This is a genomic window from Pseudomonas sp. EB271-G4-1, assembly GCF_058791355.1.
On record NZ_JBYTEO010000025.1, the window covers coordinates 53,556 to 79,165 of the forward strand.

At 53.8% G+C, this 25,610-nt stretch carries 25 protein-coding genes and 1 pseudogene; 14 read left to right on the forward strand and 12 right to left on the reverse strand.

Features of this window, described 5'->3' with window-relative positions; translation table 11 throughout:
* Positions 1-316: 316 nt before the first annotated feature.
* From AC3WWR_RS14500 to AC3WWR_RS14510, 3 genes are all read right to left on the reverse strand, one after another.
* Complete coding sequence (locus AC3WWR_RS14500) at positions 317-1,399, reverse strand: BMP family ABC transporter substrate-binding protein (protein ID WP_131672094.1); 1,083 nt, start codon at positions 1,397-1,399, stop codon at positions 317-319.
* 81 nt (positions 1,400-1,480) lie between these two features.
* Complete coding sequence (locus AC3WWR_RS14505) at positions 1,481-2,479, reverse strand: isopenicillin N synthase family dioxygenase (protein WP_131672093.1); 999 nt, start codon at positions 2,477-2,479, stop codon at positions 1,481-1,483.
* Between the two features lie 95 nt (positions 2,480-2,574).
* On the reverse strand, positions 2,575-3,522 hold the full coding sequence (locus tag AC3WWR_RS14510; protein ID WP_131672092.1) for a LysR family transcriptional regulator: 948 nt from the start codon (positions 3,520-3,522) through the stop codon (positions 2,575-2,577).
* Between the two features lie 369 nt (positions 3,523-3,891).
* Between AC3WWR_RS14510 and AC3WWR_RS14515 the strand changes: the two genes are divergently transcribed.
* The 5 genes from AC3WWR_RS14515 to AC3WWR_RS14535 all read left to right on the forward strand — a co-directional run bounded on the left by AC3WWR_RS14515 (position 3,892) and on the right by AC3WWR_RS14535 (position 9,424).
* Entirely contained in the window at positions 3,892-4,977 is a 1,086-nt protein-coding gene (locus AC3WWR_RS14515) for an apurinic/apyrimidinic endonuclease family protein (protein WP_131672091.1), read from the forward strand.
* Positions 4,978-5,029: 52 nt separating this feature from the next.
* On the forward strand, positions 5,030-5,878 hold the full coding sequence (locus AC3WWR_RS14520) for an aromatic ring-hydroxylating oxygenase subunit alpha (RefSeq protein WP_131672090.1): 849 nt from the start codon (positions 5,030-5,032) through the stop codon (positions 5,876-5,878).
* Between the two features lie 23 nt (positions 5,879-5,901).
* On the forward strand, positions 5,902-7,659 hold the full coding sequence (locus AC3WWR_RS14525) for a Rieske 2Fe-2S domain-containing protein (RefSeq protein WP_232964657.1): 1,758 nt from the start codon (positions 5,902-5,904) through the stop codon (positions 7,657-7,659).
* A gap of 10 nt (positions 7,660-7,669) precedes the next feature.
* Positions 7,670-8,314, forward strand: coding sequence for a glutathione S-transferase family protein (locus AC3WWR_RS14530; RefSeq protein ID WP_131672089.1), 645 nt, complete (start codon positions 7,670-7,672; stop codon positions 8,312-8,314).
* Positions 8,315-8,434: 120 nt separating this feature from the next.
* Positions 8,435-9,424 carry an isopenicillin N synthase family dioxygenase gene (locus AC3WWR_RS14535; RefSeq protein ID WP_131672088.1) on the forward strand — a complete coding sequence of 330 codons (990 nt, stop codon included), beginning with the start codon at positions 8,435-8,437 and terminating at the stop codon, positions 9,422-9,424.
* Between the two features lie 94 nt (positions 9,425-9,518).
* On the opposite strand, the gene AC3WWR_RS14540 is transcribed toward AC3WWR_RS14535, so the two are convergent.
* Positions 9,519-10,319, reverse strand: coding sequence for an outer membrane protein OmpK (locus AC3WWR_RS14540; protein WP_131672087.1), 801 nt, complete (start codon positions 10,317-10,319; stop codon positions 9,519-9,521).
* A gap of 364 nt (positions 10,320-10,683) precedes the next feature.
* Positions 10,684-12,027 (reverse strand): nucleobase:cation symporter-2 family protein, encoded by a 1,344-nt coding sequence (locus tag AC3WWR_RS14545; RefSeq protein WP_131672104.1) that lies wholly within the window; start codon positions 12,025-12,027, stop codon positions 10,684-10,686.
* Between the two features lie 316 nt (positions 12,028-12,343).
* Here AC3WWR_RS14545 and AC3WWR_RS14550 point away from each other — a divergent pair, with 316 nt between their 5' ends.
* Positions 12,344-13,006: a GntR family transcriptional regulator gene (locus tag AC3WWR_RS14550; RefSeq protein WP_131672086.1), complete on the forward strand. Its 663-nt coding sequence runs from the start codon at positions 12,344-12,346 to the stop codon at positions 13,004-13,006.
* 333 nt (positions 13,007-13,339) lie between these two features.
* Here the strand turns inward: AC3WWR_RS14550 and AC3WWR_RS14555 are convergent, their stop codons facing one another.
* Positions 13,340-14,236: an AraC family transcriptional regulator gene (locus AC3WWR_RS14555; protein ID WP_492598817.1), complete on the reverse strand. Its 897-nt coding sequence runs from the start codon at positions 14,234-14,236 to the stop codon at positions 13,340-13,342.
* A gap of 138 nt (positions 14,237-14,374) precedes the next feature.
* Here AC3WWR_RS14555 and AC3WWR_RS14560 point away from each other — a divergent pair, with 138 nt between their 5' ends.
* Genes AC3WWR_RS14560 through AC3WWR_RS14570 form a run of 3 tightly spaced genes read left to right on the forward strand, consistent with a single transcriptional unit; the run spans position 14,375 to position 16,528 of the window.
* Positions 14,375-15,118: an SDR family NAD(P)-dependent oxidoreductase gene (locus AC3WWR_RS14560; protein WP_492598818.1), complete on the forward strand. Its 744-nt coding sequence runs from the start codon at positions 14,375-14,377 to the stop codon at positions 15,116-15,118.
* Positions 15,119-15,152: 34 nt separating this feature from the next.
* Entirely contained in the window at positions 15,153-15,554 is a 402-nt protein-coding gene (locus AC3WWR_RS14565) for a VOC family protein (protein WP_492598819.1), read from the forward strand.
* Positions 15,551-16,528: a saccharopine dehydrogenase family protein gene (locus tag AC3WWR_RS14570; RefSeq protein ID WP_492598820.1), complete on the forward strand. Its 978-nt coding sequence runs from the start codon at positions 15,551-15,553 to the stop codon at positions 16,526-16,528. The genes AC3WWR_RS14565 and AC3WWR_RS14570 overlap by 4 nt, the downstream gene beginning before the upstream one ends.
* Here AC3WWR_RS14570 and AC3WWR_RS14575 read toward each other — a convergent pair.
* A complete protein-coding gene (locus AC3WWR_RS14575) occupies positions 16,515-16,949 on the reverse strand; it encodes a winged helix-turn-helix transcriptional regulator (protein WP_492598821.1) in 435 nt (144 codons plus the stop codon). The two genes, AC3WWR_RS14570 and AC3WWR_RS14575, sit on opposite strands and share 14 nt — an antisense overlap.
* Positions 16,950-17,044: 95 nt before the next feature.
* On the opposite strand from AC3WWR_RS14575, the gene AC3WWR_RS14580 reads away from it, so the two are divergent.
* The 3 genes from AC3WWR_RS14580 to AC3WWR_RS14590 all read left to right on the forward strand — a co-directional run bounded on the left by AC3WWR_RS14580 (position 17,045) and on the right by AC3WWR_RS14590 (position 19,673).
* Complete coding sequence (locus tag AC3WWR_RS14580; RefSeq protein WP_492598822.1) at positions 17,045-17,509, forward strand: nuclear transport factor 2 family protein; 465 nt, start codon at positions 17,045-17,047, stop codon at positions 17,507-17,509.
* Between the two features lie 365 nt (positions 17,510-17,874).
* Positions 17,875-18,303 (forward strand): very short patch repair endonuclease, encoded by a 429-nt coding sequence (locus tag AC3WWR_RS14585; RefSeq protein ID WP_131672080.1) that lies wholly within the window; start codon positions 17,875-17,877, stop codon positions 18,301-18,303.
* The gene (locus AC3WWR_RS14590) at positions 18,252-19,673 is read left to right on the forward strand and encodes a DNA cytosine methyltransferase (RefSeq protein WP_331254022.1); all 1,422 of its coding nucleotides are present in this window, start codon (positions 18,252-18,254) and stop codon (positions 19,671-19,673) included. The genes AC3WWR_RS14585 and AC3WWR_RS14590 overlap by 52 nt, the downstream gene beginning before the upstream one ends.
* On the opposite strand, the gene AC3WWR_RS14595 is transcribed toward AC3WWR_RS14590, so the two are convergent.
* On the reverse strand, positions 19,674-20,528 hold the full coding sequence (locus AC3WWR_RS14595) for a hypothetical protein (RefSeq protein WP_131672079.1): 855 nt from the start codon (positions 20,526-20,528) through the stop codon (positions 19,674-19,676).
* A 454-nt stretch (positions 20,529-20,982) separates the two neighbouring features.
* Between AC3WWR_RS14595 and AC3WWR_RS14600 the strand changes: the two genes are divergently transcribed.
* A complete protein-coding gene (locus AC3WWR_RS14600) occupies positions 20,983-21,933 on the forward strand; it encodes a YagK/YfjJ domain-containing protein (RefSeq protein WP_131672078.1) in 951 nt (316 codons plus the stop codon).
* 340 nt (positions 21,934-22,273) lie between these two features.
* On the opposite strand, the gene AC3WWR_RS14605 is transcribed toward AC3WWR_RS14600, so the two are convergent.
* A complete protein-coding gene (locus tag AC3WWR_RS14605) occupies positions 22,274-23,059 on the reverse strand; it encodes a hypothetical protein (protein ID WP_131672077.1) in 786 nt (261 codons plus the stop codon).
* Positions 23,060-23,191: 132 nt separating this feature from the next.
* The gene (locus AC3WWR_RS14610; RefSeq protein WP_131672076.1) at positions 23,192-23,545 is read right to left on the reverse strand and encodes a hypothetical protein; all 354 of its coding nucleotides are present in this window, start codon (positions 23,543-23,545) and stop codon (positions 23,192-23,194) included.
* 137 nt (positions 23,546-23,682) lie between these two features.
* On the opposite strand from AC3WWR_RS14610, the gene AC3WWR_RS14615 reads away from it, so the two are divergent.
* Entirely contained in the window at positions 23,683-24,030 is a 348-nt protein-coding gene (locus tag AC3WWR_RS14615; protein WP_131672075.1) for a helix-turn-helix domain-containing protein, read from the forward strand.
* A 373-nt stretch (positions 24,031-24,403) separates the two neighbouring features.
* On the opposite strand, the gene AC3WWR_RS14620 is transcribed toward AC3WWR_RS14615, so the two are convergent.
* Positions 24,404-24,610 (reverse strand): hypothetical protein, encoded by a 207-nt coding sequence (locus tag AC3WWR_RS14620; protein WP_131672073.1) that lies wholly within the window; start codon positions 24,608-24,610, stop codon positions 24,404-24,406.
* Between the two features lie 42 nt (positions 24,611-24,652).
* Positions 24,653-25,549, reverse strand: a pseudogene (locus AC3WWR_RS14625) (recombination directionality factor).
* Positions 25,550-25,610: the final 61 nt, after the last annotated feature.

A 25,610-nucleotide genomic window follows, 5' to 3' on the forward strand; every position in this document is an offset into this window, starting at 1 on the left:
ATGTGCCGAGCCTGTATTAGCCTCAGTTATCTTCAAAAGGAAAGGCGTCCTGGCACACCGAAAAGATGCAATTCTCTCAGGCAGCCAGGTACCGGATCATAGCGTCCCACGCTTGCGCCGTATGCAGCGCAAGCGGATGTGTGCGAGCCACCCAGAGGACGCAAAGTGATGAGGTGACTTTCGCTGGACGCTTACTACAATTAGGCAGCTGTCAGCGGTCTCTCATGAAAAAGCCTCGTGCAACTATAGCTGCACGAGGCTTTTTCATGGTTTCACGATGCTAACGGTAGACGTGCATTGCGCTCCTCACCCTTGATTAATTCGGCAAATCTGCAGTGATACCTTGGACGTAAAAATTCATGCTGGCGAGATCGGCATTGCTGGCTTTTACCCCTTCAGCAATTCGAACTTGGCCCGTCTGGTCCAGCAGTGGTCCATTGAAGGGGTGGAAGGCTCCAGTCTTGATGGATGCGATAATTGCCTGAGCTTCAGCCTTGTAGGCTGCAGGGACCAGATCGCTGACCGGCATATGCAGTGCGTCGTCAGAGAGGCCGCCCCAGTAGTCCGCTTCCTTCCAGGTGCCATCAAGTACCGACTGGGTGGTACGTATATAGAATGGCGCCCAGTCATACACAATCGACGTCAACACAGAATGCGGGCCAAACTTGGCCATGTCTGAGGCATAACCCACGGCAAACACACCTCTTCGCTCTGCTGTCTGAATCGGTGCTGGGCTCGCGGTGTGCTGGAAGATCACGTCGGCGCCTTGATCGATCAGTGCATTGGTGGCATCTGCTTCCTTACCAGGATCGAACCATGCGTTCAACCAGATGACCTTAACCTGCGCCCCTGGGTTGTACTTGTTAAGGGCCAGTTGAACTGCGTTTATATCACGTAGGACTTCGGGGATTGGAAACGATGCGACATAACCAATCGTCTTCGTCTTGGTCATCTTCGCGGCAAGATAGCCTGCGACGTAGCGTCCCTCATACGAAGTCGAGAGGTAGGTACCGAGATTCTTGCCGCGCTTGTATCCCGTGGCATGCTCAAACGTAACCTTTGGAAATTGCTTGGCAACGCTCGCCATAGGATTCATGTACCCAAAGGACGTACCGAATATCAGGTCGTAGCCACTCTTCGCCATGTTGCGGATGACTCGTTCTGAGTCGGCTCCATCGGCGACGTTTTCCACAAACGTTGTCTGGATCTTGTTTCCCAGTGTTTGTTCGAGTAGCAACCTCGCCTGCTCATGCTGATAGGTCCAACCGTGATCCCCAACGGGGCCGGTGTACACGAAACCCACTTTCAGCGGGTCCGCGGCGTAGCTCGCAAAAGCTGCCGTCAAGCCCATACCAGTGACCATCCCCAGTAGCCATTTTTTAAGCGCAAGTGTTTTCATCGTCGCCAAAAGCTCCGTGCGGGGTATTGTCAGAAGGGCTGGATCAGGGCCAGCGCGATCGCGCTGGCCGTGCATACCGCATTACATGGCGTAGGTTTTGCGGAACATGTTTTTGTAGTGGTCCTCGACGGTGATCATCGGGTACTTAGGCGACTCTCCTGGAGCCAAGCATTCTTGGATACATTCGATCTTGTGATCAACGTTTCCAGAATAGAAATAGGGCACTGAGTAGCGCTCGTTCCCTGACAAATTGACCACCCGATGCAAGGTTGAGCGGTACAGATCATTGGTCCAGCGTGCAATCAGGTCGCCTATGTTCACCACGTAGGAACCAGGCACAGGCATTGCCCAAATCCAGCCGTCACTTTCCTGATCCCAAACCTGCAACCCCGAATTATCGTCCTGTAGCAGTAGCGTCAGGCCGCCCCAATCGGTGTGTGCTCCGCAACCTTTTTCACCAGGTGCTGCCGAAGGCGACTGGGGCGGATAATGGAGCAACCGCAAGGTCGTCATCGCGTCGTGGCAGAAGCCGGCAAAGTGCTGCTCAGGAAGACCCAGGGACAACGCGACACCTTGCATCAGCAGTTGCGCTACAGCCTCCAGCTCCCATTGGTACTGCTCCATCGTCGCACGAAACTCAGGCAAGGCTTCTGGCCAGAGGTTTGGACCTTGGTTGAACTTACCGTCCAACACATCAGGGTGGTCCAGTGGTTTATCCTGCCCGATATAAAATCCCTCTTTGACATCGGCAGGCGCCCCGGCCTCAAGCACCTGATTGCGTAGCGGCTCGTAGCCTCGATTTGCTTGAGAGAGCGACTTATCAACCTTGGCTTTTTCTTCGGATGCCAGTGCAAACAGCTTCGCTGCCTGGTCGATGACTCGCTGCTGGAGGTCCGAAGATATCTCGTGACCGGTCACATAAAAGAACCCTTTATCGCGGCAAGCCTCACCGATCTGCCGGCCTACCTTGGCGCGTACAGCGTGGTTCGATGAGCGCAGTCCGGACATATCGATGATCGGCAGCGATGCCGCAGTGTCGGAGATTTCAATGGTTGTTGGTACGAGTTGAGCGTTTGCCATGGGAGCAACTCCTGCTTGAATACTTTTAGTGTCATCGGTTGAGCCGCATACGAAAAGCATCGAATATCGCTCTAGCTGATGCTTTTTTGGCAGCACTAGCCAAGAGCCCCGTAATCAAGGGCCTCTTGGCGCTCGCGGAGCAAAATCTCATCTGCGAGAATTCTGGCAAAGGCGTCAACAGCAGTCGGGATGTAACGTCCTGCCCGCATATACAACCCAAGATCGCAAAAAACCCCGCCGCCATCCGTGAGCGGCAGCATCTTGAGCAGCATCGCCTCCAATTGCGCCTCAATACCAAATCTGGTCTGGAAGGCGATGCCACGGCCCCGGAGCACCATCTGCTTAGCAAGTTCGAGTGAGCCAGACTCTATCCGGGCTTTGCCTGGAATATTCGCTGCCTTCAGCAGGGCCGCCAATCGGTGGCGAGTCGATAACTCAGGTTTGCCAAGGATGAGATCATAATCGGCGCATGCACCGAAACTGACTTGAACTCTTGCGCCCAATGGATGCCCTGGGGGCACGATTGCTCCAAGTCGAAAATGCCCGAGTGCGAGCTGCTGAAGTTCTTCGTGTCTGGGCAGCGCAAACGCCAAGCCAAGGTCAGCGTCTCCCGTCACGATAGCGTCAGGAATGCCTTGGGCGCCGCATAGCGAAACCCCAATGGTCACCCTCGGATAACGCTGATGCATTATCTCCATCACCGTTGGTAAGAGGTCGACCGCGAGCGTCTCTACCGTTACCAGTTCTACATGCCCAGCACGCAGCCCCTCCATCGCGTCAAACTCTGCGCGCAACCTTTCAACGTCATGCAGGACCACACCAATGTGACGCGCGAATAATTCGCCGGCGGGCGTCAATCGGAGTCCGGAATTGAGCCGATCGAACAGGGGCGCACCAATGTCATCTTCGAGCTTAAGTATCTGACGGTTTACCGCTGATGAGGCGACATTCAAGCGCCGCGCGGCTTCGCGGATGGACGCGCAGCGGCGGACCATGTCGAAGTAGGTGACCGCAACTGAGTGAAACTTTAAACGGCGAGCCATTGGTAATACCTGAAATCACTATGCGGGCTTAGAGATCTTCAGCCCAAGCGATGCTAGGGCAAAGACTGGAGTTAGCACGCTTGTCCAAGCAGACATCCGAATTATCACCGCACCAATCTGAGTCGCAAATGGAGAGCAGCGCACCTCTTTGGAGCTGTGAGCCTAGTCAAACGTCTTTGGACCCTTTCATCAAAAAGTTGTCCGAGCAGTCAAATAAAGGGCTGACCGTACCAATCAAGTGAATTGGCACAGGACGTGCTTTGACATCGGTACAACTGGTATACCAGATTGAATGTCTGGAAAGCCATAAAATCTGATAATGACGGCCAATGGCTTTTGACTCTGGCTTGCGCGATAGGGGATCAACACATGAAAAAGATGTTCAAGCTGGGATGTGCCGGCCTCGGCATTCAAGCGTCGTCCGTGGAGCGACCGGTTTCCCTGGTTGAACTGCCCATCCTCGAGCAGTTCAAGCTGGTGAAGGAAGCGCAAGTCTGGGACTTTATCGACCGTATCCCGAACAACCGTCAGGAGCTGGACGAGTACATCAAGGGCAGCCAACTCTACGATCTGCCGGTTCTGTCAGGCAGTGGCTGCTACACCTTGGGGCTCGATGAGGCACTTATCAGGGAAAACCTAGATCTCACCGTTGAAGTAGGCGGCAAGTACCACAACTTCATGGTTTGGGCCAAACACAAGGACGGGCACTACGTCACCAATGAGGAAGTGGTTGCCTGCTACCTCGACGCCTATGAGTACGCTACCAAATCTGGGGTGATCATTACCTTCGAAAACCACGTCGACATGTGGTCTGAAGACTACCGGCGGGTGCTGGAAGTAGCCGATATGGTGGAGGCTCGCGGTGTGCCATTCAACATGGCCATGGATTACAGCCACTGCATTTTCAAGATTGAAAACGAGGTCGAGCACGCAGTTTCACAGATGCGCGGAGATAACGAGGCCATCGCGATGCTTGACCCGTTCAATTCCGACAGCTACGCAGATCAATGGCTTAGCCGCAACCTAGTGCATTGGGCGCAGATGAGGCCAGCGGCACCCAACGGCCCATTGAATTGGTGGGGCTTTGAGACTGGCCCTTGGGATGCGAAAGGCATTGACCGCCCAGGTCGATCTATTCAGTACCCATTCGAGCGTCCGGCCAAGGGGGAATGGCACACCGATATGTGGCATGCGCACAAGTTGGCTTGCACCAAAGAAGTGACCCGCAAAGTCATCGACGCGTATCTGCAAAGTGACGACACCTCACTGTCGCTGATGACCATCGACAACATCAATCTGAACGCCTACGGCTTAGGCTGGAAATACAACATGTTCGCTGACAGCTGCGCCTACGCGAACTTCGTTCGTGAGCTGTATGCCGAGCGTGCAGCTGTCCATCAAGCCCGCAGTGCTGTTTCACCTACCGAATTCGTTGCCCAGTACCGGGCTCAATAACCCTGACTGGCCCGGTGATTCCACAGTGCGCCGGGCTGCAGAAGGCATTTCCATGCACGTAGAAAACAGCTTTGTAATCGACGACTGGTATCCCGTCGGGGCGCTGGCCGAGACAGTCAGCGGCCGGAAGTACCACACTCGAATTTTGGGTACGGCGATCTGGTACCAACTTACGGATGACGTTGTATCCGCCGGGCTGGCAGATCACACGGCGAAGCTAGCGTCCAAGAACATTTATGGTCTGCTTTGGGTGTCGCTGAGCGATAACCCTAGGGACGTCATCGCAATACCGGAGTTCGCGGAAGCGGACCGCAGAGTAGTCAGCGCCGGCTCGATCCGAGTAGCTACGTCAGGGCTGAGGGTCATCGAGAACTTTCTCGACATGGCGCATTTTCCGTTTGTTCATACCGACATTCTTGGCGCGGAGCCCCTGACTGAGGTCGCCGCTTACGATGTAGAAATAGATGAAGCGGCTGATGAAATTCTAGCGGTCAATTGCCGTTTCCCGCAGCCCAAGGGATCAGCCGCTGCGAGTGAGCCGGTGGAGATGCAATACGTCTACCGGATAGCTCGCCCTTTCATTGCCATCCTCTACAAAACATGTGTGATCGATGCCAACCGCTTGGATGTGCTTGGACTTTTCGTGCAGCCGGTGGATCAGGAGAGCTGCATCGCTCACACGATCATGTGCTACCTGGACGACATCAACACCGACAAACAGCTACGCGACTTTCAGCAACGCATTTTTGGGCAGGACATCATGATCCTGATCAACCAAGTCCCCAAGGCCTTGCCCCTTGATCCAAGGCATGAAACGCCCGTGCGAGCGGATGCACTCTCTAGTGCCTATCGACGCTGGCTTAAAGACAGAAACGTGACGTTCGGCACCACCCGTGGGTGAGCTCTATTAGCAGGTGATGAGATATGGTTTCGTTGAATCAACAATGGCACGTGATTGCCAGCTCCGAAGATTTGCCATTCAGGCATGTGTACCAGACACGTCTGCTTGGTCAGGAGCTTGCCGTCTGGCGTGACGACGCCGGTGAAGTTAACGTATGGGAAAATCGCTGCCCCCATCGTGGTGTGCGGTTAAGCCTGGGCTTGAATGTCGGCGACCAGCTCAAATGCCAATACCACGGCTGGAAATACGAGAGCGGCTCGGGGCAGTGCTCGTTTGTACCGGCACATCCCGGAGCAAAACCTAGCACTGCATGCGTTCGCACGTTCCAGTGCGCGGAAGTAGACGGTGTGGTTTTTGCTCGGCTTGAGGCCGCTGGATCTGGACGCAAACCGAACAACTCCGCACCGATCGATGCGAGCGTAGCGAGCAATCTACGAAGCCAAACTGTATCCCTGAACGCCATTGAAGCGGCTGGCTTGCTACAAGAAGCAGCTACATTATTTGCCCCTGTGTTGGGGGGGAGTGCCGATAAGATTCAAGTACTCGCGACCGGTCTGATAATCGATCTGACGTGCGCTGGGCTATTGGACAGCCTGCGGCTGTTCGTGCAGCCGGAGTCAGATGGACGAGCAGTAATACACGCCCGTCTTTACTCTAACCGTCCCATCTCATTGCAGCGTAAATGGACTTTCATTGAGATCCTGGGAAAGCTGTTCTTGCCTGCCAAAGAGAGCACCAGCAGTGTTGCGGCTCTCCCTATCCGACTGATTGCCTCTGATGCAACACCTCAGGCAGAAACGAGCAAGCCTGCGGCGAGCCAGCAGTTCTGGTGCACCGTTACGTCGCGCCGTAGTGAAACCCCGGACATTGACTCTTACTGGCTTACGCCTGACGAACCGCAAGAGCTCGATCTCGAACCGGGGATGCATATCAGCGTACTCACGCCATCCCGACACCTGCGCCAGTATTCATTAGTGAATACCCCCGAGGAACGGGACGTATTGGTGATCGGAGTCAAGCACGAAGTGAACTCACGGGGCGGCTCACGCAGCATGCACGCCGACGTGCAAGTAGGTACTCGAGTCCAGGTTTCACTGCCGCGAAACCAGTTCATCCTTCAGCCACCTGGCCGTACAGCATTGCTGATCGCGGGGGGAATCGGGGTCACACCGATCTTGGCGATGGCTTTACATTTGCAGCACGTTGGGCGCCCCTATAGCTTTCATTATCTGGCGCGAGGCGAGCAACATGTCGCCTTCCCAGATCGAATCGCCACCTTGGCGAGCGGCCATCCACCTTATCTAGGGTTGGATGTGCCTGGGACCCAACGCACGATTACCGAACTGCTGGAGTCGGTTGATAGCGACAAGCACGATGTGTACGTTTGCGGCCCGCAACAGATGATCGAGTTGGTGGCTGCGGTTGCTCAGCAAGCGGGTTTTACCCCAGAGCATATTCACTTCGAATACTTTGGTTTGACGCCTTCCACTGGCTCAATACCCGTCACAACAACGACCGAGTATCAGGTTGCGATCAATTCCACAGGCCAGGAGTTCACCGTTGAACCGGGGCAAACACTTCTAAAGGCGTGTCTGGATCACGGCATAACAATAGATTACTCCTGTGAGCAAGGCGTCTGCGGGGCTTGTGTTACCTCTGTTATCAGTGGCGATTTGAAACATGAAGATGTCTACCTTTCGGCTAAAGAGAAGGAAGGCGGGAAATTAATAATGCCATGTGTATCAGGCTGCAATTCTAAGAAGCTGGTGTTGAATATTTAATCGGTGCCCCATGTTGAAACTTTATGATTTCGAGTTGTCCGGAAATTGCTTCAAAGTCCGATTAATGATGTCGATCCTCGGTCTCGTCTATGAGACCGAGGTCGTAGAATTTTATCCAGGACGGGAGCATAAAACTCCAGCGTTTTTGCAAATCAATCCGCTGGGACAGTTGCCGGTGCTAGAGGATGGGGAAAAAACCATTCGTGATTCCCAGGCGATTTTGGTTTATCTCGCTGCGATGTATGACTCGACGCATCAATGGTATCCGGTCAATCGCCCCGACGTATTAGGAGATATCCAGATCTGGCTAGCATTTGCCGACAGCCTAACTGGTTCCATTTCGGCAGCGCGGTTGCACGAACTATTCATGTACGACTTTGATGCCGAGAGTTGCCGTTCTCGCGCCTACGATCTTTTGGATGTCATGGATAAACATCTTTGGATGCAGCGGCAACGGGGCTTCACTTACCTATGCCCGATGACACATGCGACGGTTGCTGACATCGCCTGTTTTCCATATGTCGCGATGGCGGACGAAGCGGGATTATGCCTGCAAGATTATCCATCCGTGCGTTTGTGGTTGGACGAAGTTAAGCGCGTTCCTGGATTTACAGTAATGTCAGGAATTTTTCCTGCTGGAGACGCAGCGCACTAATCAGGATTGGCAACGAGGAAGCGTCGAGCGGAGCATCGGCGCCCTGAGAATACTTGCTGAACCGATCAACCTTTAAGTACTGCCTTGCTACTATAACCTTTGGCTGAATGAGGCTTGGAAATGGTCATTTACACCCCGCCATCTGTGGCAAAGAACATTCCCGTTATCGATTTGCTAGACAGCTTTTCCCACGACCTCGAAAAGCGCAAGGCAGTAGCTTGGGAAATTCATAAAGCGGCTCGACAAACCGGTTTTTTTTACATAAAAAACCACGGGGTTCCATTAGAACTGCAACAGGCGCAATTTGCGGTAGCCAAAGATTATTTCCGCAGCCCGCTTGAAGATAAAATGCGAATCAACTCTAAGAACTCGAGTTGCCTGCGTGGCTATGAGCCTCTTGCGGCACAAACCCTGGACGAAGGTTCACCACCCGATTTAAAGGAAGGTTTCCTTCTGGGGCGAGAGTTAAACGAGGCGCATCCTCATGTTATGCGCAGGACTCCCTACCATGGCCCCAACCAGTGGCCGGAAGGAAGTCCAAGATTTCGCCAGCATACCGAAGATTACATGCGCTACATGGATCTCCTCGGCCGCAAGCTGGTTCGCTTGCTGGCGTTATCGTTGCAACTTCCTGAGGAATTCTTTGACGAAGGTCTCAAGGAGCCGATGATTATCACTCGTATGCTTCACTATCCAAGTCAGCCGGCCGATGCGCGTGAAAATCAGCTGGGTGCCGGCGCGCATACTGACTGGGGTCTAATCACTCTGCTGCTGCAGGATGAAGTAGGTGGTCTGGAGGTTCGCAATGCCGATGGTGAATGGCTGAAAGCACCTTACATTGATGGTACTTTCGTAGTGAATCTGGGAGACATGGTTCCGTTGCTGACGGACGGCCTGTATCACTCCACCATGCATAGGGTCTTCAACGCCCGACAAGACGCGGCCCGTTACTCGATCCCGACTTTCTTCGATCTGGATTACTACTATGAAGTTGAAGTCGTACCGTCACTTCGCAAACCTGACACAACCTACCCTGCACCTATCACGGTAGGGGGGCACATTGCTGCAATGTTCGACAAGACGTTCGGCGTGAACCAAGCCACGGCATAATCACGCACCGCAAAAGAAAGGCCACCTTCGGGTGGCCTTTTTATTTTGTGTCTGCAGAACTATGGAGGGCGAACTCCTGGTTCGCCCTCTATAGTTAAAAATAATATTTCACAATCAGACTGGTGACATTCTGATCGGTGTTGTATTCCTTCGTGCTTTCGATAGCGTACTTGTTAGACCAATTATTGTACTCAATGCCAGCATAAAAGTGCTTCGCTTCATAACCTAGGTATTTACCAATGTCGTATTTCACCTGTGGATTGAAAAGCAGGTTGCGATGGTAGGTCCCCTTATTGTTGACTACCCAATCCAAATAACCGTCGATAACAAGGTCGGAGCGTCCGATTGGAATTGTATAAGCCCAGCTTGGAGTAATCTGCCATTGGCCATCGGGGGCGGCGCCGCCATCTGGTTTGCGGTAATAGAAGTTTATCTGGAAATAATCGAAGCCTGGAAGCGCGAGATCAAACCCAGGGCCTAGCAGATAATTGACCTGATCGTGTGCGCCATTCCGGTCGTTCTTATCCCATTCAATGCTTGTTGCAATTAGCACATCCTTGATCGGACCGAAGGCAAGGTTACTGTTGAACATTTTGCCAAGTGAAAGACGCGGGGCCGCCTCACTGTAGATAGAATGATGCCCGTCATTATAGGTCCCGCCTCCAGGATACCAGTTATTATCCATGAAAAAATACACGTCGCCCCACGACCAATCGCTGAAATGTTCATAGGTTATGGTCTGAACAGTCTGGGCATCAACTTTGAATTCTTTGCCATATTGGTAAGTAAGGCTGTCGCTATGCCAATTCATACCTGCAAATGCAGATGATGGAAGACATGCCATTCCCAGCAGCCCAGCAGCGCCTACCGCAGCGACTAATTTATGAACTTCCATTCTGCCTCCAGTATATAAAACTGACCGAGTGATCAGCTATTTATATATAGCAAGTATGGGGCCAGTTAAACGTTCTATTGCGCAGAGTTTACAGGCAAAATCAACACATAAAAGAGTGTTTTTGCTCTGTACGAGAGCATATAACTAAATGGCGGGGTATTACGGTGCGGGATATTTATCTCTCAAGCAACCTGATGGTGCGCCCGCGCCCCATAATAATCGGCTGTTTCAGAGGTAAAAAAAAGCGACCGATAACGGTCGCTAAGCGCAATCCTGACTTGGGAGCATTAAGGCAGGCACCACTTCATTTCTTTGAAACGTTAATCAATACTTTCTTACTGCACGAATCAGTTCGAATCCATTATTACAGAACTTGCGATTGAGCAGGAGCTGACTCGGATCCTTGACGTGATGGTGCTGCCCCTAGTCCATTGAAGAACAAATTTAGACTGGTGGCGACGATAGCGGTTAGTAAAATAGGGCTTTCAAGAATAGGCCCTAACACAGACGGTAACTTGCTGAAGAAGTGCGGAGATACTACTGGCAGCAGACCTATTGCAAGGCTGATTGCCACGATATACAGGTTGCCTACTTTCTTGAAATCTACCCGAGCCAGGACTTTCATCCCACTGGCAGTCACCATGCCGAACATTACAATGCCCGCACCACCCAACACATAGGGAGGTATGGAGGCGACGAAATACGCGACCTTCGGAAATAATCCAAGCACGATCAGTATTATCCCGGCACAGGCGCAAACCCAACGGCTGCGCACCCCGGTGATGCTGACTAAGCCTATGTTCTGCGCATAGGAGGTATAAGGAAACGTGTTGAATATGCCGCCAATCATGGTGCCTGCAGCATCGGCACGAAAACCCCGGACCAGCGTTCTTTCGTCCATTGGTTTCTCAACGATCTCGCCTAAGGCGATGAACATTCCCGTTGACTCGATGAATGTAACCAGCATCACGATGCACATGGCTGCTATCGGCCAGATATGAAAGGTCGGTACGCCGAAATGAAAGGGTTTGATAAGCCCGAACACCGGTGCTTCCTGAATCCCCTCCAGGCTTACTAAGCCGGCCATCGCTGCCACTGCGAACCCGAATACCAGCCCTAGAAGTACAGAGATGTTATTCAGAAAGCCTTTGGCATACCGCACAATTAGCAGAATACAGACCAACACTGCAGCAGCGATACCAAGATAGAGGGGACGACCAAAATCCGGATTTCCAAAGCCTCCGCCAGACCAAGCGGCGGCTACGGACATCAGCGAAAGTCCAACCGCGACGATCTCTGTTCCCGTCACCACGGGCGGAAAAAAACGCAGTAGCTTACCCACCAGTGGCGCGACAGCCAGGCCGAACAAACCAGCAGCGATGGTAGCCCCAAAGATCCCCGACAAGCCCACTGTAGGGTCGGAACCAATCGCAATCATGGGGCCGATAGCTGTGAACGTTACCCCCATCATCACAGGCATGCGAATACCTATAGGACCTACACCGAGCGCCTGAATGATGGTGACGATCCCGCACGCGAATAGGTCGGCGTTGATTAGAAAGGCGATGTCGGCCTTAGACAACCCAAGCGCCGCACCCAGCACCAGTGGAATCGCCACGGCACCTGCGTACATCACCATGACGTGCTGGCATGCCATTAGGAGCGTTGGAATGAAGCGCACATTATTTCTGGATGGAAAGTTCTTCATACGGACCTGCACTGTGGGGCTCCCTGGTTATGGCAACGGCAGGAGCTAGTAGTCGAAGAGCACTCTGAAAAGCCAGATCGAGTTTCTGGTATACCAGTACATATCGTACGTAAGCATCCTTCATGCCAGATCTCAAAGCTGTCTGGTTGATCAGGTTTTTGAGGGCTGCGCTGCAAATCCAGGTCGGGCTTTTTCGACCAAAATGCCCCTCTTCGGACCATTTTTCTGCAGATGCTCCCCAAGACGGTGCCAAGCCCGCCGGAGAAGGCGGTGTGATAGGCTACCCGGCTGCGAATATCCATCGATAGCTGGTGCCATGCTTACTCATAAAATTGTTTCCGCTATTTCAGACGCCATCTATCATCGCCGACTACCACCAGGGACCAAGCTGAACGAGAGGGACATTGCAGATCTGTTCGACGTTAGCCGCACCGTTGTAAGGCAAGCGTTGATTCGCTTGTCACAAGATCGGCTAGTCGTGGTCTCGCCTAAACGTTCTTCAACAGTTGCCTGCCCCACCTTCGATGACGCCTACCAGCTTTATCAAATGCTGCTAGTCATGGAAAGCGGAGTCATTGACCAGTTGACCCGCACCATCAGTGAAAAGGATTTGGAAACCCTACGGGCTCATACCCTTAAGGAGCGAGTCGCCTTCGAAACCCACGACCACGATCTTGGCGACCAGCTTGGCCGGCAGTTTCACTCGCTACTCATATCGTTCATGCAGAACGACATCCTGAACCAGATCCATACCCAGCTTCGACGCCAAGAAGCGCTTATCAATGCCTTGTACCGTTCAGGGTTCGACTATTGCCAGCTACGAGATGAGCATTCCCGTCTGGTCGACTGCCTCGAACGTAAAGATGGCGAATCGGCTAAGGCCCTACTGGCCTCGCACTACAATCTGGTGATCAAAGGGTACAAGTTCAACACGGCGGTTCCGCCAGAAATCGACCTCAAAGCGGTACTCGGTTTGTAGTGACGGTGGGGTTCCGAGCTGGGTGGCCTTTTGTAGTTAGAATAGGACAAGGAATACCCCTCGAGCATCACAGGTTTCAGCGGGACGCTAGGACCTCGCGACGCTTCACCTCCACCTCCACCTCCACCTTCACCTCGCGTCTGCAGCTAGCTGCATGAGAGATAGTGGCGGGTATCCCGGGCTTGAATACTTGGTAGCCGTCAATGGGAATGTTCCGTAGCCCGATGCGCAGATAACTAATCTTGCCGACTGAACGATTTTGGCCATGGTCTTTATCAAGACTGGCCGCAGTCGGCCAAAAGCTGCCAGTCACAGTTACCTGTGGTATGCCGCTCATTCGCCTCCAATGACTCTCGCTTGCGCATGGATTTTGCTCGCATCCTGCGACGGGGGAAGCCCAAACACCTTTGCGTAGTCCCGGCTGAACTGGGTTGCGCTTTCGTACCCGACCTCGAATGCAGCGGCCATGACACTCTTTGCATTCGCCACCATCAATGTTCTGGCCTGGAGCAGGCGCACGCGTTTTTGATATTGCAACGGACTGAGGTTGGTCACGGCCTTGAAGTGGCGGTGAAACGCCGAGACGCTCATCGACGCTCGCTCGGCCAAGCGCTCGACGCCGATGGGTTGGGCAAAGTCCTGACGGATCCACTGTACCGCAAGGTTCACTCGGGCCATCGCGCTGTCGGGCGCCGCAATCTCTCGCAGCATCCAGCCAAGAGGGCCCTGAAGCACGCGGAAGATGATCTCCCGCTCGTAGACCGGGGCCAGCGCTGCGATGGCAGCCGGATCGCCCATGAGTCTGAGCATGCGCACCCAGGCGTCCATGAGGTCAGTTGTCATGGCCGCGACTGAAAAGCCGGGCGTGTGATCGAGGCGACTGGCAGGTTTGGGCAGGTCGGCGAACAGCGTGGATAACACAGTTGGGTCGAGCGTCAGGCTGACGGCCAGGTAGGGCTCCCCGGTTTCGGCAGGGTGTACCGAACCCACGGCAGGCAGGTCGATGGACATGACGAAATAGGTCGCGGGGTCATACCGCAGGGTGCGATCGCCCACGGTCATGCTTTTGCTGCCTTGCAGAATAACGTTGACCATCGGGTCATAGACCGCCGCGAGCATGTGCTCGGGGATCTTGCCCTTGACCATGGCCACACGCGGAATACCGGTTTCCGTACGCCGGTTTTCCGCCTTGGCCGCGAGTGACCTGAGTTCGTTCAGTTGATTGTCCATGGCGTGCATGCTGAGGGCAGACGCGAGTGTGCTGCAAGCAAAAAGCAGAAACAGGCATGTTTCGAGCAGGAACGGATGCGCTCCGGTTTGTAAGGCTCAGTACGCTGGGTCCTTATTCGAAGCACAGAGGAACAGTACATGAGCGTAATTGTCATTACAGGTGGGAGTCGCGGCATCGGGGCCTGCGCCGCCGAGCATATTGCGCAGCGCGGTATGGGGGTCATCCTGACCTACAACAGTCACCCAGAAGCAGCCGCTTCAGTCGTGGAGCGTATTGAGCATGCGGGAGGCAAGGCCGTTGCGCTCAAGCTCGATGTGGCTGACGTTACAAGTTTCTCCGGGTTTCGCGAGTCAGTGACACTTGCCTTGCGCGAAATTTGGGGTCTCACCACCCTCAGTGGCCTGGTCAACAATGCCGGGTATGGTCTGTTCAAACCCTTGGCCAGCGTCAGCGAGGCGCAGTTTGACGGCCTGTTCAATGTGCATCTCAAAGGCCCGTTTTTCCTCACGCAGACATTGCTGCCGCTGCTGGCGGACGGCGCGAGTATCGTCAACCTGACCAGCGCGACCACTCGTGTCGCCACGGTGGGTGTTGCGCCTTATGCGGCGTTCAAAGGCGGGCTCGACGTGCTCACCCGTTACATGGCCAAAGAATTTGGCGAGCGGCGGATTCGCGCCAACGCCGTGTCCCCCGGCGCGATCCGTACCGCACTTGGCGGCGGCTTGAACGACGAGTTCGAGGCTTTGCTGGCGGGGCAGACTGCGCTGGGCAGGGTGGGTGAGCCGGAGGACGTCGCGCGCTTGATTACCAGTTTGCTGTCGCAGGACGGTAGCTGGATAAATGCCCAGACCATCGAAGTCGCCGGCGGCTACAACATCTGAGCCGCCTGCAGCTACACCATTTGAGGATTACGCAATGCTGGATCATGTATTTTTGTCGGTAAGCAACATCACCCATTCCATCCGTTTCTACGAAGCGGCCTTGACCCCGTTAGGCATTACCGTGCGCCTCGATTACGACGGCAAAGATGGCCCGCCGGGGCATCCCGACCTCAAAGGTTTCGGCGCCAATGGCCGGATGTTTTTCTGGCTGCGTGAGGGGATCGTTGAAGGACGTGCCGTCCATGTTGGTTTCGTCGGCAAGAGCAAGGCTAAGGTGGACGCCGCCTACGCCGCAGCCATGAAAGAGGGTGCGGTCGATAACGGCGCGCCAGGTGCACGTTTGCACTATGACCCGGATTACTATGCCGCCAATGTGTTGGACCCGGACGGGTACAGCCTTGAATTCGTTTATAAAAAATGGCAGCACGTCCAATGAGCACACTGCTGATCTACGGCGCCACCGGCTATACCGGTCGCATGGCCGCTGAACGGGCAAAAACGCTGGGCTTGCGGTTCGAAATCGCCGGGCGCAATCACGCGCGTCTGGCGGTACTCGCTGCGCATCTGGACGTGCCGTTTCGGGTGTTCGATGCCGATGCGGATGCAGCGGGCGCGTTGTCCGGTATCTCTGTCCTGCTCAATTTCGCCGGCCCCTTTGCGCACACCGCAGAGCCGTTAATGCGTGCCTGTATCAAGGCCAGTGTCGACTATCTGGACATCACCGCAGAGATCAACGTCTATCGGCTGGCCGAGCAACTGGGCACAGAGGCCGCTTCGCATCAGGTCATGCTCTTGCCCGGCGTGGGTTGGGACGTGGTGCCGACCGATTCGCTGGCGATGCATGTCGCCAAGCGTGTCGAAAAGCCTTTTGCGCTGAGCATCGCGCTTCAGGTCCCAGGTTCGATGTCACGTGGCTCGGCCATGAGCGTCAGTGAAATCATCGGGGCAGGGGTCATGGCGAGGGTCGATGGCGAGCTTATCGCCACGCCTGACGCCACGCTGCGTCACTTCGATTTCGGTGACGGCCCGGTCCTTTGCGCACCGTTATCGTTCGGTGATCTAGTGACGGGCTGGCACTCGACTGGCATCCCGAACATCGCGATGTTCGTGCACATTTCAGGTGATGCGTTTCCAGAAGGAGATCTCTCAACACTGCCCGATGGTCCGACGCCTGAAGAAAGGGAGGAGCATCGTGCCCGAGCAGTGGTTGAGGCTATGGGTGTCGACAGAGTAATCGCCCGGTCTGTGATCGAAACCGTGAACGGCTATTCCTACACGCCACTGGCGGCAGTGGAGGCAGCTCGTCGGGTGCTGGAAGGTGAACGTCTTTCGGGTTTCGCTACACCGGCCAAAGCCTTCGGTGGCGGGTTTGCCGAGAGTATCGAGGGGACGTTGATCACCGATTTTTGAGGCCATCGGGTCTGGCCTGTCCTGCCTCGATTTCCCGCGAATCGAATGTTGCCTGGGCCTTGATGACCGTATCCAGGTGTTCAAGGGTCCAGAGGTACAGTGCGCTGAACGGGTGCTCAAGGGTTCTGCCTAGTGGGGTGATGCTGTATTCCACTGCCACCTGAGAGGATGGGATGACGCGTCTCCCCAGAATGCCGTTGCGCTCAAGGCGGCGCAGCGCCTGGGTCAAAGCTTTTTGGGTGATGCCGTCCAGACATCGCTTGAGTTCATTGAATCGAAGGGGCTTCTTGCACAGGGCCGCCAGGATCAGCACTGACCACTTGTCAGCGATCTGGTCGAGCAGAAAGCGGCTTGAGCAATCAACTCGATCTGTGGTTATCGGGTCGCTGTTCGTTGCGGTTTGCGTGGCAGATTCGTGCATGGGTTTCCCTGGATATACCTGAGCACTTCAAAGTGCGTAATTGATATTAGGTATACACAATATACCATCAGGGCTCTACCTATCAGGAGTTACCCATGTCATCCACCTACCAGACAGACACCGCCGATCAGCTTGCGGTTATTGATGCCCTCTACCGCTTTGCTGCTGGCATTGATCTGCGTGACGCAGCACTGTTGTCCAGCGCTTTCATGGAATATGCAGTTTCCGACTTCGGGCCTGCCGCAGCAAAGGCAGGATTTGAGTTCCCTGTACTGGAAGGCCGAGAGGTCATTGTTGCAACGTTGTTCGGCGCGTTGGGACAGGTCGATACCACTCATTCGGTCAGCAATCCCCGTGTGACGTTTGAAGGTGGAAAAGCACATCTAGATGCGTTGGTGGAGGCCCAGCACGTCCTGAAGAACGACCCGGCACGCCACTACCTCATGAAAAACCGCTATGCCGTTGCGTTGATCAGGCACGGCGCGGGCTGGCGCATCGAGCGGGTGACGGTATACAACGTCTGGCGGACAGGCGATTCCGGTGTGCTCATAGCCGCTTAATCGCGAAGGGGACCTAATGTGTTCCGAGCGTGACTCGTACGTCGCGCCCGGTTTCAATAGGCTGCTTTCGGCCCGGCACACATGATTTAACGTGCGGGTGCAAAGCGCCAGCGGTAAAACTGTAATGGGTCGAATGGCCGGTCATGACTGACTGCTTTTGGCCGTTCTCTGCCGATCATGGTTACAGTGCGTGCTGATCAAACCAGATGCAATCGGTGGTCAGATCGAATGCAAACGGATGGTCAAGTGGAGTGCAATTTCGCACGTGCCAAACGTTCCATTGCAGCACGAGGTGCTTGTAAATTCGAGCCAAGGGACGCCGAAATACTTCTAACCTAGGCATAGGCGGGATATCTGAAGGAATCATGGCAGACCTCCGTTCAATAGAACAGCGCCGCAAAATTATGCAATCGGTTGGAACGGTTCATACCGGGCCGGAGATGGTCGTACGCCAAACCCTGCATGCCTTGGGCTATCGGTACAGACTGCACGGAAAAGACTTGCCTGGAAAACCAGATATCGTTTTTGCAAAAAAACGTAAAGTGATCTTCGTTCACGGCTGTTTTTGGCACGGGCATGGTTGCCCCAAGGGGCGCCTACCCAAAAGCAGACTGGATTACTGGGGGCCAAAAATTGAGCGCAATAGCCAACGGGATCGTGAAACCGAGAGCACCCTTCGGGTGTTGGGATGGGACGTTCTGACCGTATGGCAATGTGAGCTTAAAGACCTTCACGACTTACGGTGTCGTTTGTCGGCGTTTCTTGGCCCCAGAAAAAAACCGATCGACATCTGATCCAGAATCGCGTAAATTCCACGCCTCGTATGAAGGCGATGATTTTTCTCGCCGAGGGAGGAATGCAGATGACACGACCAATTGGAATAGATCTCTTTGCTGGGGCAGGTGGAATGTCCCTGGGCTTCGAACAGGCGGGCTTTGACGTGGTAGCTGCCGTTGAGATCGACCCAATCCATGCAGCCGTGCATTCTTACAATTTCCCCAACTGTGTGGTGATACCTCAATCGGTATCCTCGTTAACGGCTGAGGATATTCGTGACACTGCGAACATTGGCCGCCGAAATGTGGATATCGTTTTTGGTGGCGCCCCGTGCCAAGGCTTTAGCTTAATGGGGCAGCGCGCCCTTGATGATCCGCGTAACTCGCTGGTCAAAGACTTTGTACGCATTGTCGTAGGCTTGGAATCCTCATACTTTGTTTTTGAAAATGTTAAAGGCATTACGGTTGGACGACACAAGCAGTTTCTTGCGGAGCTCATAGAAGAGTTTCAGAGCAACGGCTATGACGTTCTGCCTTGGAGAGTGCTAAACGCAGCGAACTATGGCGTACCTCAGGAACGAGAGCGCTTGATTCTGATTGGGGCAAAGCGTGGACTAAAACTTCCTGAGTACCCGGAGCCGACAACTAGGTCGCCTAGATCTTCTCTGCTACTCGATGCGCAGCTGCCAGAGGGACCGTCTTGCCAAGATGCTCTGGGAGATATTCCTGATGCAGAAGATTACGAGGCGTTGATCGAAAATGATTCGACAGCCGTCAAGTGGGGACGTCCGAGTGCCTATGCCAAAATGCTTCGCGACATGGTTGCCGAGTCGAACTACTACGGCTACAAAAGAAAATGGAACAAAGAACTACTAACAAGCAGCCTTCGCACGAATCACTCTGAAATATCTCGTGCTCGATTTGCGTCAACCGAGATGGGCCAGGTAGAGCCTACCTCTCGATTCTTTAAGCTGCACGCTAATGGGGTGTCTAACACGCTTCGTGCGGGCACTGATTCTGCTCGGGGTGCATTCACCAGCCCTAGACCCATCCACTATAAGTACCCGCGCTGCATCACTGTGCGCGAAATGCTTCGTCTACATGGCTTTCCAGATTGGTTTCGTACGCATGTAACGAAATGGCACGGGGCGAGACAGGTCGGGAACGCTGTTCCTCCGCCACTGGCTCGAGCAGTCGCAGCAAGCATCATTGACGCGATTGGCTGGGAACCCTCCAGTCCAACCGGCGCCATTTTGATGGGGGATGAGAGACTACTTTCGATGGACATGGGCCAAGCCTCTCGCCATTTCGAAATCAATGTTCCGATCAAGCAGCGAGATCGCAAGGGGACACCGAAACCTAGGCAGTCAGCCACTCAGCCCGCTTAGTTAAATGCCCTTTACCTTCGGCTGAAGCACGAACATAGCGTCTCGATGGAATGTCGGGACGCTAAACTGACCTAACGTATCCCTGGTCACTGCTGCGAACTCGACCACGTAAATCCCTTTATTCTTGATCGCTGCAATTGCGACTGGGATTACGAGTTCAGTATCAGTCGACTCAAAAGCTGCTATCACTTGACGGCCAATTTGTTCGGTTAAAATGCGCTGATTACCTTGTTTAGCTTCAACTGTAATGAGCAAATCTGATTGGCTACCATCAGGTGCCGCGTGGAGCGCTCGAAACAAAGCATCTATCTGAACTCTTCTCAGCTTGATGTCCATTTGAAGATGGGTGAGCTCCAATGCATCAATCTGGCTGTTTGTAGCGTTAGCAAAGTGACTTTCTATAATTCTAAGGTTCACCGCTACCTGTAGTAACCACGACTCATCTGTACGCCCTAGCGCCTTCGACGCAAGGGGTAAGCTGAGGCTTTGAACAGGGAAACTAGGCGTTGCGTCAGATGGAAGAAAGTCTTCGTCGAGACTGTCCAATGCTCCATCCACCCCGTGAACGAATTCAAAAATTGCTCCATCACCAGTCCTTTGGGCTCCACCGATCTTTAGATCCTTCAGGCGTTGTGGCCAAATTTTCGATGCGCTTTTGCCTCTGACTATGTCCTTCATGAAATTATACGCGTTGCCGTCCGGCTTCAGCTTGGTTCCATGGTGCTCTGCGCAATAGCGCTTCGCCTCTTGGACGTCCACGTTGCTCACCAAAGTGCGCGAAAACGTCTGGGTATTCTCGTCATAAAGCGTATCGAATATCCGTTCGATGATTATCGTTTTATCGCTAACGGCCATCCACCAGTCTCCCTCTGAAATTTACGATCAGAGATGGTAGCAAGAAAGACCTAGACCGAGGTGGGTGCCACGCTGATCCAACACCAATCGGCAAAAATGCAGCACTGGTAATGGCTCACAAGGTAGGAGCTTGGGCATTAGAATTTTGGTGACTAGGTCAATTTTGCGCTGGCGATAACACTGTTTTCTCAGCTAACTCCCCCATGATTCAAATGGGTCAAACTCTCGGCAGACTCGGTAATGGGGAGTGGCATTGGCAAGCCTGACCGAGATCGGACCCCCGTGGGGTGAGGTGTTATTAGTTATATAGTCATTACCTATTAATCAATTGTTATCGATTGTGATTTATCTATCATGGCCAAACAGTACCTACATCAAGCTAGAGATAGGTCATCAGTTAAAAAGTACACAGAGCACCTACCTGATATGCAGACAACCAATCAGGTACATCACCATGACCAAGAGCAATACCTATACCCACCTTTCCCAGTCCGACACCGCCATCCAGATCGAGCGACTCGTCCAAGCCATCGAGCAGCATGACAGCCCAGCATTCAGGTTCAAGCAAACCCGTGCAGGGTATGAGCGAGTTGAGGGGACCAGACTCTCTAAGTATTTCACTCACATCCGGCAAATGATGGATCTATTCGATGATCGCGTTGAATACCGCTACAGCGAACACCTTCAAGCATTCAGAGAGGCCTGTCAGGATCTCGGATTGGAGCGTCACCCTGATGGTCCTGTCTGCCTGAATGAAAGGGGTACGGCTTACCTCGATCATCACCACAGTATGAACGTCTTGGTCGCACGTATCCGTCAATTGACTCGTGAGCGATGGTATCTCCGCAGAAAGGATGACCTCCGCCACCAAGCTAAGAAGCAGGCCGGTAGCGTCACCGATTACGTTGATGCGGTGCTTGATCGTTACTCTCGCACCACAATAGTCAGGGTCAATCTGTACTACCTCAAGGAAGCGCAGGCAAGGTTACGTGTTGAGCACGTATTCGACGACCTGGATCGGCTGATTCGAGAGCGTGAGCGCAATCCGATCTTCGACCTTGAGACTGGTTACATCTTCAGTGTTGAACAGGGTGAAGACAGGGGATACCACATCCATGCGGCTTTCTTCTTCAACGGTAATGAGGTGCGCGGAGACATCTATAAAGCCAAGCAGATTGGCGACTTGTGGGGGCGGATTACGCGGGGGCAGGGCTACTTCGATAGCTGCAATCACAACAAAGAGAAAAAATACGGAAGTAGGCGCGGTATTGGCATCATCTTGCGTAGTGATCGAAATATTCGTCCCCATGTCCACTACGCGATGAGCTATCTGGTCAAGGATGATCAGCAGTTGCGGATGAAGCCGCTCCGTGGCAAATGCCTACGTAAAGGATGGCTAAGGTAGAACATCCGGGGCGATTCACATCGAGGGGCTGTTTGCCGTTCTCTACTGATCATCACCACAGCGCTAGCCGGTCACGTCGAATGCAAACGGTTGGTCTGCATGGATGCAATTGACTCCTCAGTGGCAATCCTAAGAGGGTCAAGTCCCATGCAGGTACGCAAAGAACGAACGGGCAATATCGAATGAGCTCAAATTAGTGGCAGGCGAAGCGACATGAACACGGCTATGTACTTGGCCAAAAAATAAAAACTGAAATGAAGTCAATAAGGGGCATGCGCCCCCCTATGTAGGACTAGCAAGGCGACTGTTCTAACCTGTGTCGCAGTGCTCAGGTCATTTTTTATTGCAACAGATAACCCATCGCCTGGTCGTCTTTGTCGAAGCAGAGGATGGTTTCACAGTAGCCGCCCAGTTGGTCGACGTTGGATTCACTCACCGAAGGCAGGTACTTACCCAGTTTGGCAATAGGGACTTTTTTGCTGTTGATGTAGCAATCGTCATCCATACGTGGGTTGCACCAGGCAGTCTTGACTTCAGGCCATTCGGACTGGGCCGAAGTGGAAGGTGGCTGAGCCCCTGTCTGGGCATTTCCTTTTTGAGCTTGCCAGGCGGCGTAGCCACCTTCGTAGCGCTTGTCAAAAGTGGCTGCGAGTTGATTATCAGGGACGCCAATATCCAGGTAGAACTGGTACAGGATAGAACCGGCATCGGCATACGACACTTGACGAGAGGTATCGACACGGTAGGCCACCGGCTTGCCGTCGGTGCTGGTGCCGATGCGGTACCAAATCGATAGGTTGAACAAAACATCCTGCTTCCATTCACCCACCATGGCATTACTTATTCGGCACTTTCCGCGCAGGCACTGGCCACTTACCTGGTTGATATAGCGCACATCCTGTCGTCGTTGGGCGTCAAAAATGAGCACATTGCGGGTCATCTCCAACCACGTGCATTTCAGCATGGGCTGTCCATTGCTGGCTTTCTTGTAAATGCACGGGATAGCCTCGGGGAGACCGCTGGTTGTGGTTTCGTCCGGAAAGGCGAGACTAGTCCACGTGTAGTCGACTGCGGCGCTGGCGTTGGCACACAGAGCAAGCAGCATGATGCCGAGTATCCGTTTCATGAGGTAACTCCAATTTGTCGTTCAATGTGAGAGCGAAATAGGTTCCGGTCGTTAAACGATCGGTGATGAAACAAACGAACCCGCAGCGGAACAGACGAGCTTCGCTGTTGGTAATAGAGGGATTGAGCGGGGCTATTTTTTGTAGATGACCCTGAGCCGCTTATTTACATAATCCTTGATAATTTCGTAGTCGGGGTTGTAGGTGATTAGCCCATGTCCCACGCTTGCGACGGCCCCGAGAGTTGCCACAGCCAGTGTTGCAGGTGTGGTGAGTACGGTGAATACAGCACCGAGTGCGCCACCCTGTACCACAGCACTTTTCACGTCGCTTTTGACTCGACATTTCAACCCCTGGCTTTCAATCTTGGTTTCGACAAGTTTGATACCTGCCATGAAATTGCCCCTGAGGCCATTGATCTCAAAAGACGCTTTGCTTTTCACGAGCCCCTCGATCTGTGCTTCATTCAGGCCGGTTACGACGATCATGGTTTTCTGAGCTCCCTGCAACGGTAGTGATTTAGAGAAAAAGTCGAATATCAACCTTTTAGGGTGAGTCTCGATTTGAAAGGTCCTTCATGTCAATAGGTTGATCGCCAACTATCCAGGTTGAACTGGAGGGTGGCATGTCAAAAACCGAATCGAAGCAACTGACGAAGCTAGTGGGCCAAGCAATTGCTCGCCAGCGTGTCCGTTGCAAGCTGAGTCAGGAGCAGGTGGCCGAGAGGCTTGGGATTGGCAGTGAGGCGGTGTCGCGCATCGAGCGCGGGATCGTGATGCCCAACGTTGAGCGATTGGTGGAGTTAGCGGGCATTTTTGGCTGTGAGACAGCCGACTTGCTGACTGAGGGGAGTTCACGTCCGGAAGATCAGTCGCGCCGGCTTTACGATCTGCTGTCGACGCTGGACATGAGCGACCGTACGCTCGTCATGGGCATGGTGGAAGGGCTTGTTGAGCGTCTCGGTCGTGGCTGAGTAGCTGTTTCACGGCGGCGGAGGCACTGGCTCCGCTGTCTTTTCGTCGAATAGCGCGCCGCAACGCAAGCATAAGCAATCGAACCCCGAGAATTGATACTTTCCGACATCGTCAGCGACTCGCAGTGCTGACGGGTAGGCAGGAGCGATAGCAGCCAGCCCGCTCAGTAGTGAGTTGTATCCAGGACGACCTTGAGCGTTTTCATGCGTGTTCTGAGATCCCCGTAATGCTCCATCGGCCAGGCCGATCAGCAGGGCGATGCCCCTTGCGGCCTCCAGGGTGAGTATGGCTTGCGAGTCGCAGATCAAGCACTGTCTGATCATCGTTCATTCTCCTGATGAGTGAGTACGGCTATGCGGTGTCTGGCCACCGTTACGTGGCAGTGTTTTTGGTGGGTTTGTTCTGGATGGATGCGCTCAACACCTTAAGCAGGCGATTCAGAATCCAGCACGCCAGCAGCACGGCGACCAGTAATGGCGGGAAGCGCAACATCAACACAATGCTTACGACCAACGTACCGGCTGCCGCCAGCGCGCCAATGAACGCAAACAGGCAAAGCAGAAATCGCAGTAGGGCCATTTCGGGTCTCCAAAGTTTTCCTGAAGTCAGGCAGGTGTCAGGTCAATGGGTTTGCGTGGCGAGCGCTTCGAGCTTGTCGGCCAGAGCGTTGGAGTTGGTTCGTAGTGCTTTGCATCGTTCCGTAGTGGCAGTTGCATCCGGGCTCGAAAAGAACTCTTCAATCACAGCACCGCTGTCTTCCTCGTTGTCCTCAAAAGCGCCGTTGCTAAAGCCTCGTCGTGCCGCCTCATCCAGCGCTACCTGATCAAATCCCGCTAATTGCCGTTGGGTCTCAAGTTCGTTGGCTGACTGCAGCATCTCCGCGATGTCCATTCCGCCGCGCACGGTCAGGTCGACGGAGAAAATCGGTGTGCCATGGCTCTGTCGTGTCGACTTGCCACGCAGACGCAACTCCAGCGGTAGGCAGGCCAACCGGCTGCCCGAGATGGCCTGGAAGTAATGCAGGCGAGCAGCCAAGGTGCGGATGCTGTTGAAGCCGGTAGTGCGGAACACGAAACTACCCAGTGGATCGTCATCACCAATCAGCACGTTCAACCTGCCATAGGGCTTGCAGGCTCCGCCTTTGGCTAATGAACAACCATCCGGCGAGGGGCAGGGCAGTGATTGCATACCGTCCTGCGTGACACGTTTACAGGTCTCGCCATTGCCGACGCACAGTGGCCGTCCAGACTGTCGGTCGAATAGGGTGTAGTCGGCCCGGAAATTCAGCTCAGGCTCGTTGAACAAAAGGCGCACAGGAATACTGCGCAGCTAGTCTTCCTTGCTCTGGCGCAGTTCGTCGTTGAGTGGGTGTAGTAGCCAGCCATCCCTACTTTGCACTTGGGATGTAATGGTGAACTGATCATCTTTCTCCGGCAGGCGCTTGCCATTTCTCTCGACGATTTTGCCGATGGAGATGCGTCCGAGCACAGGGGGTGTCAGGGCTAAGCCTTTCAACATGATGGTTCTCCTGGAAATGAAAAAAGGCCAGCCACGCAGCGCGAACTGAATGGACTGGCCA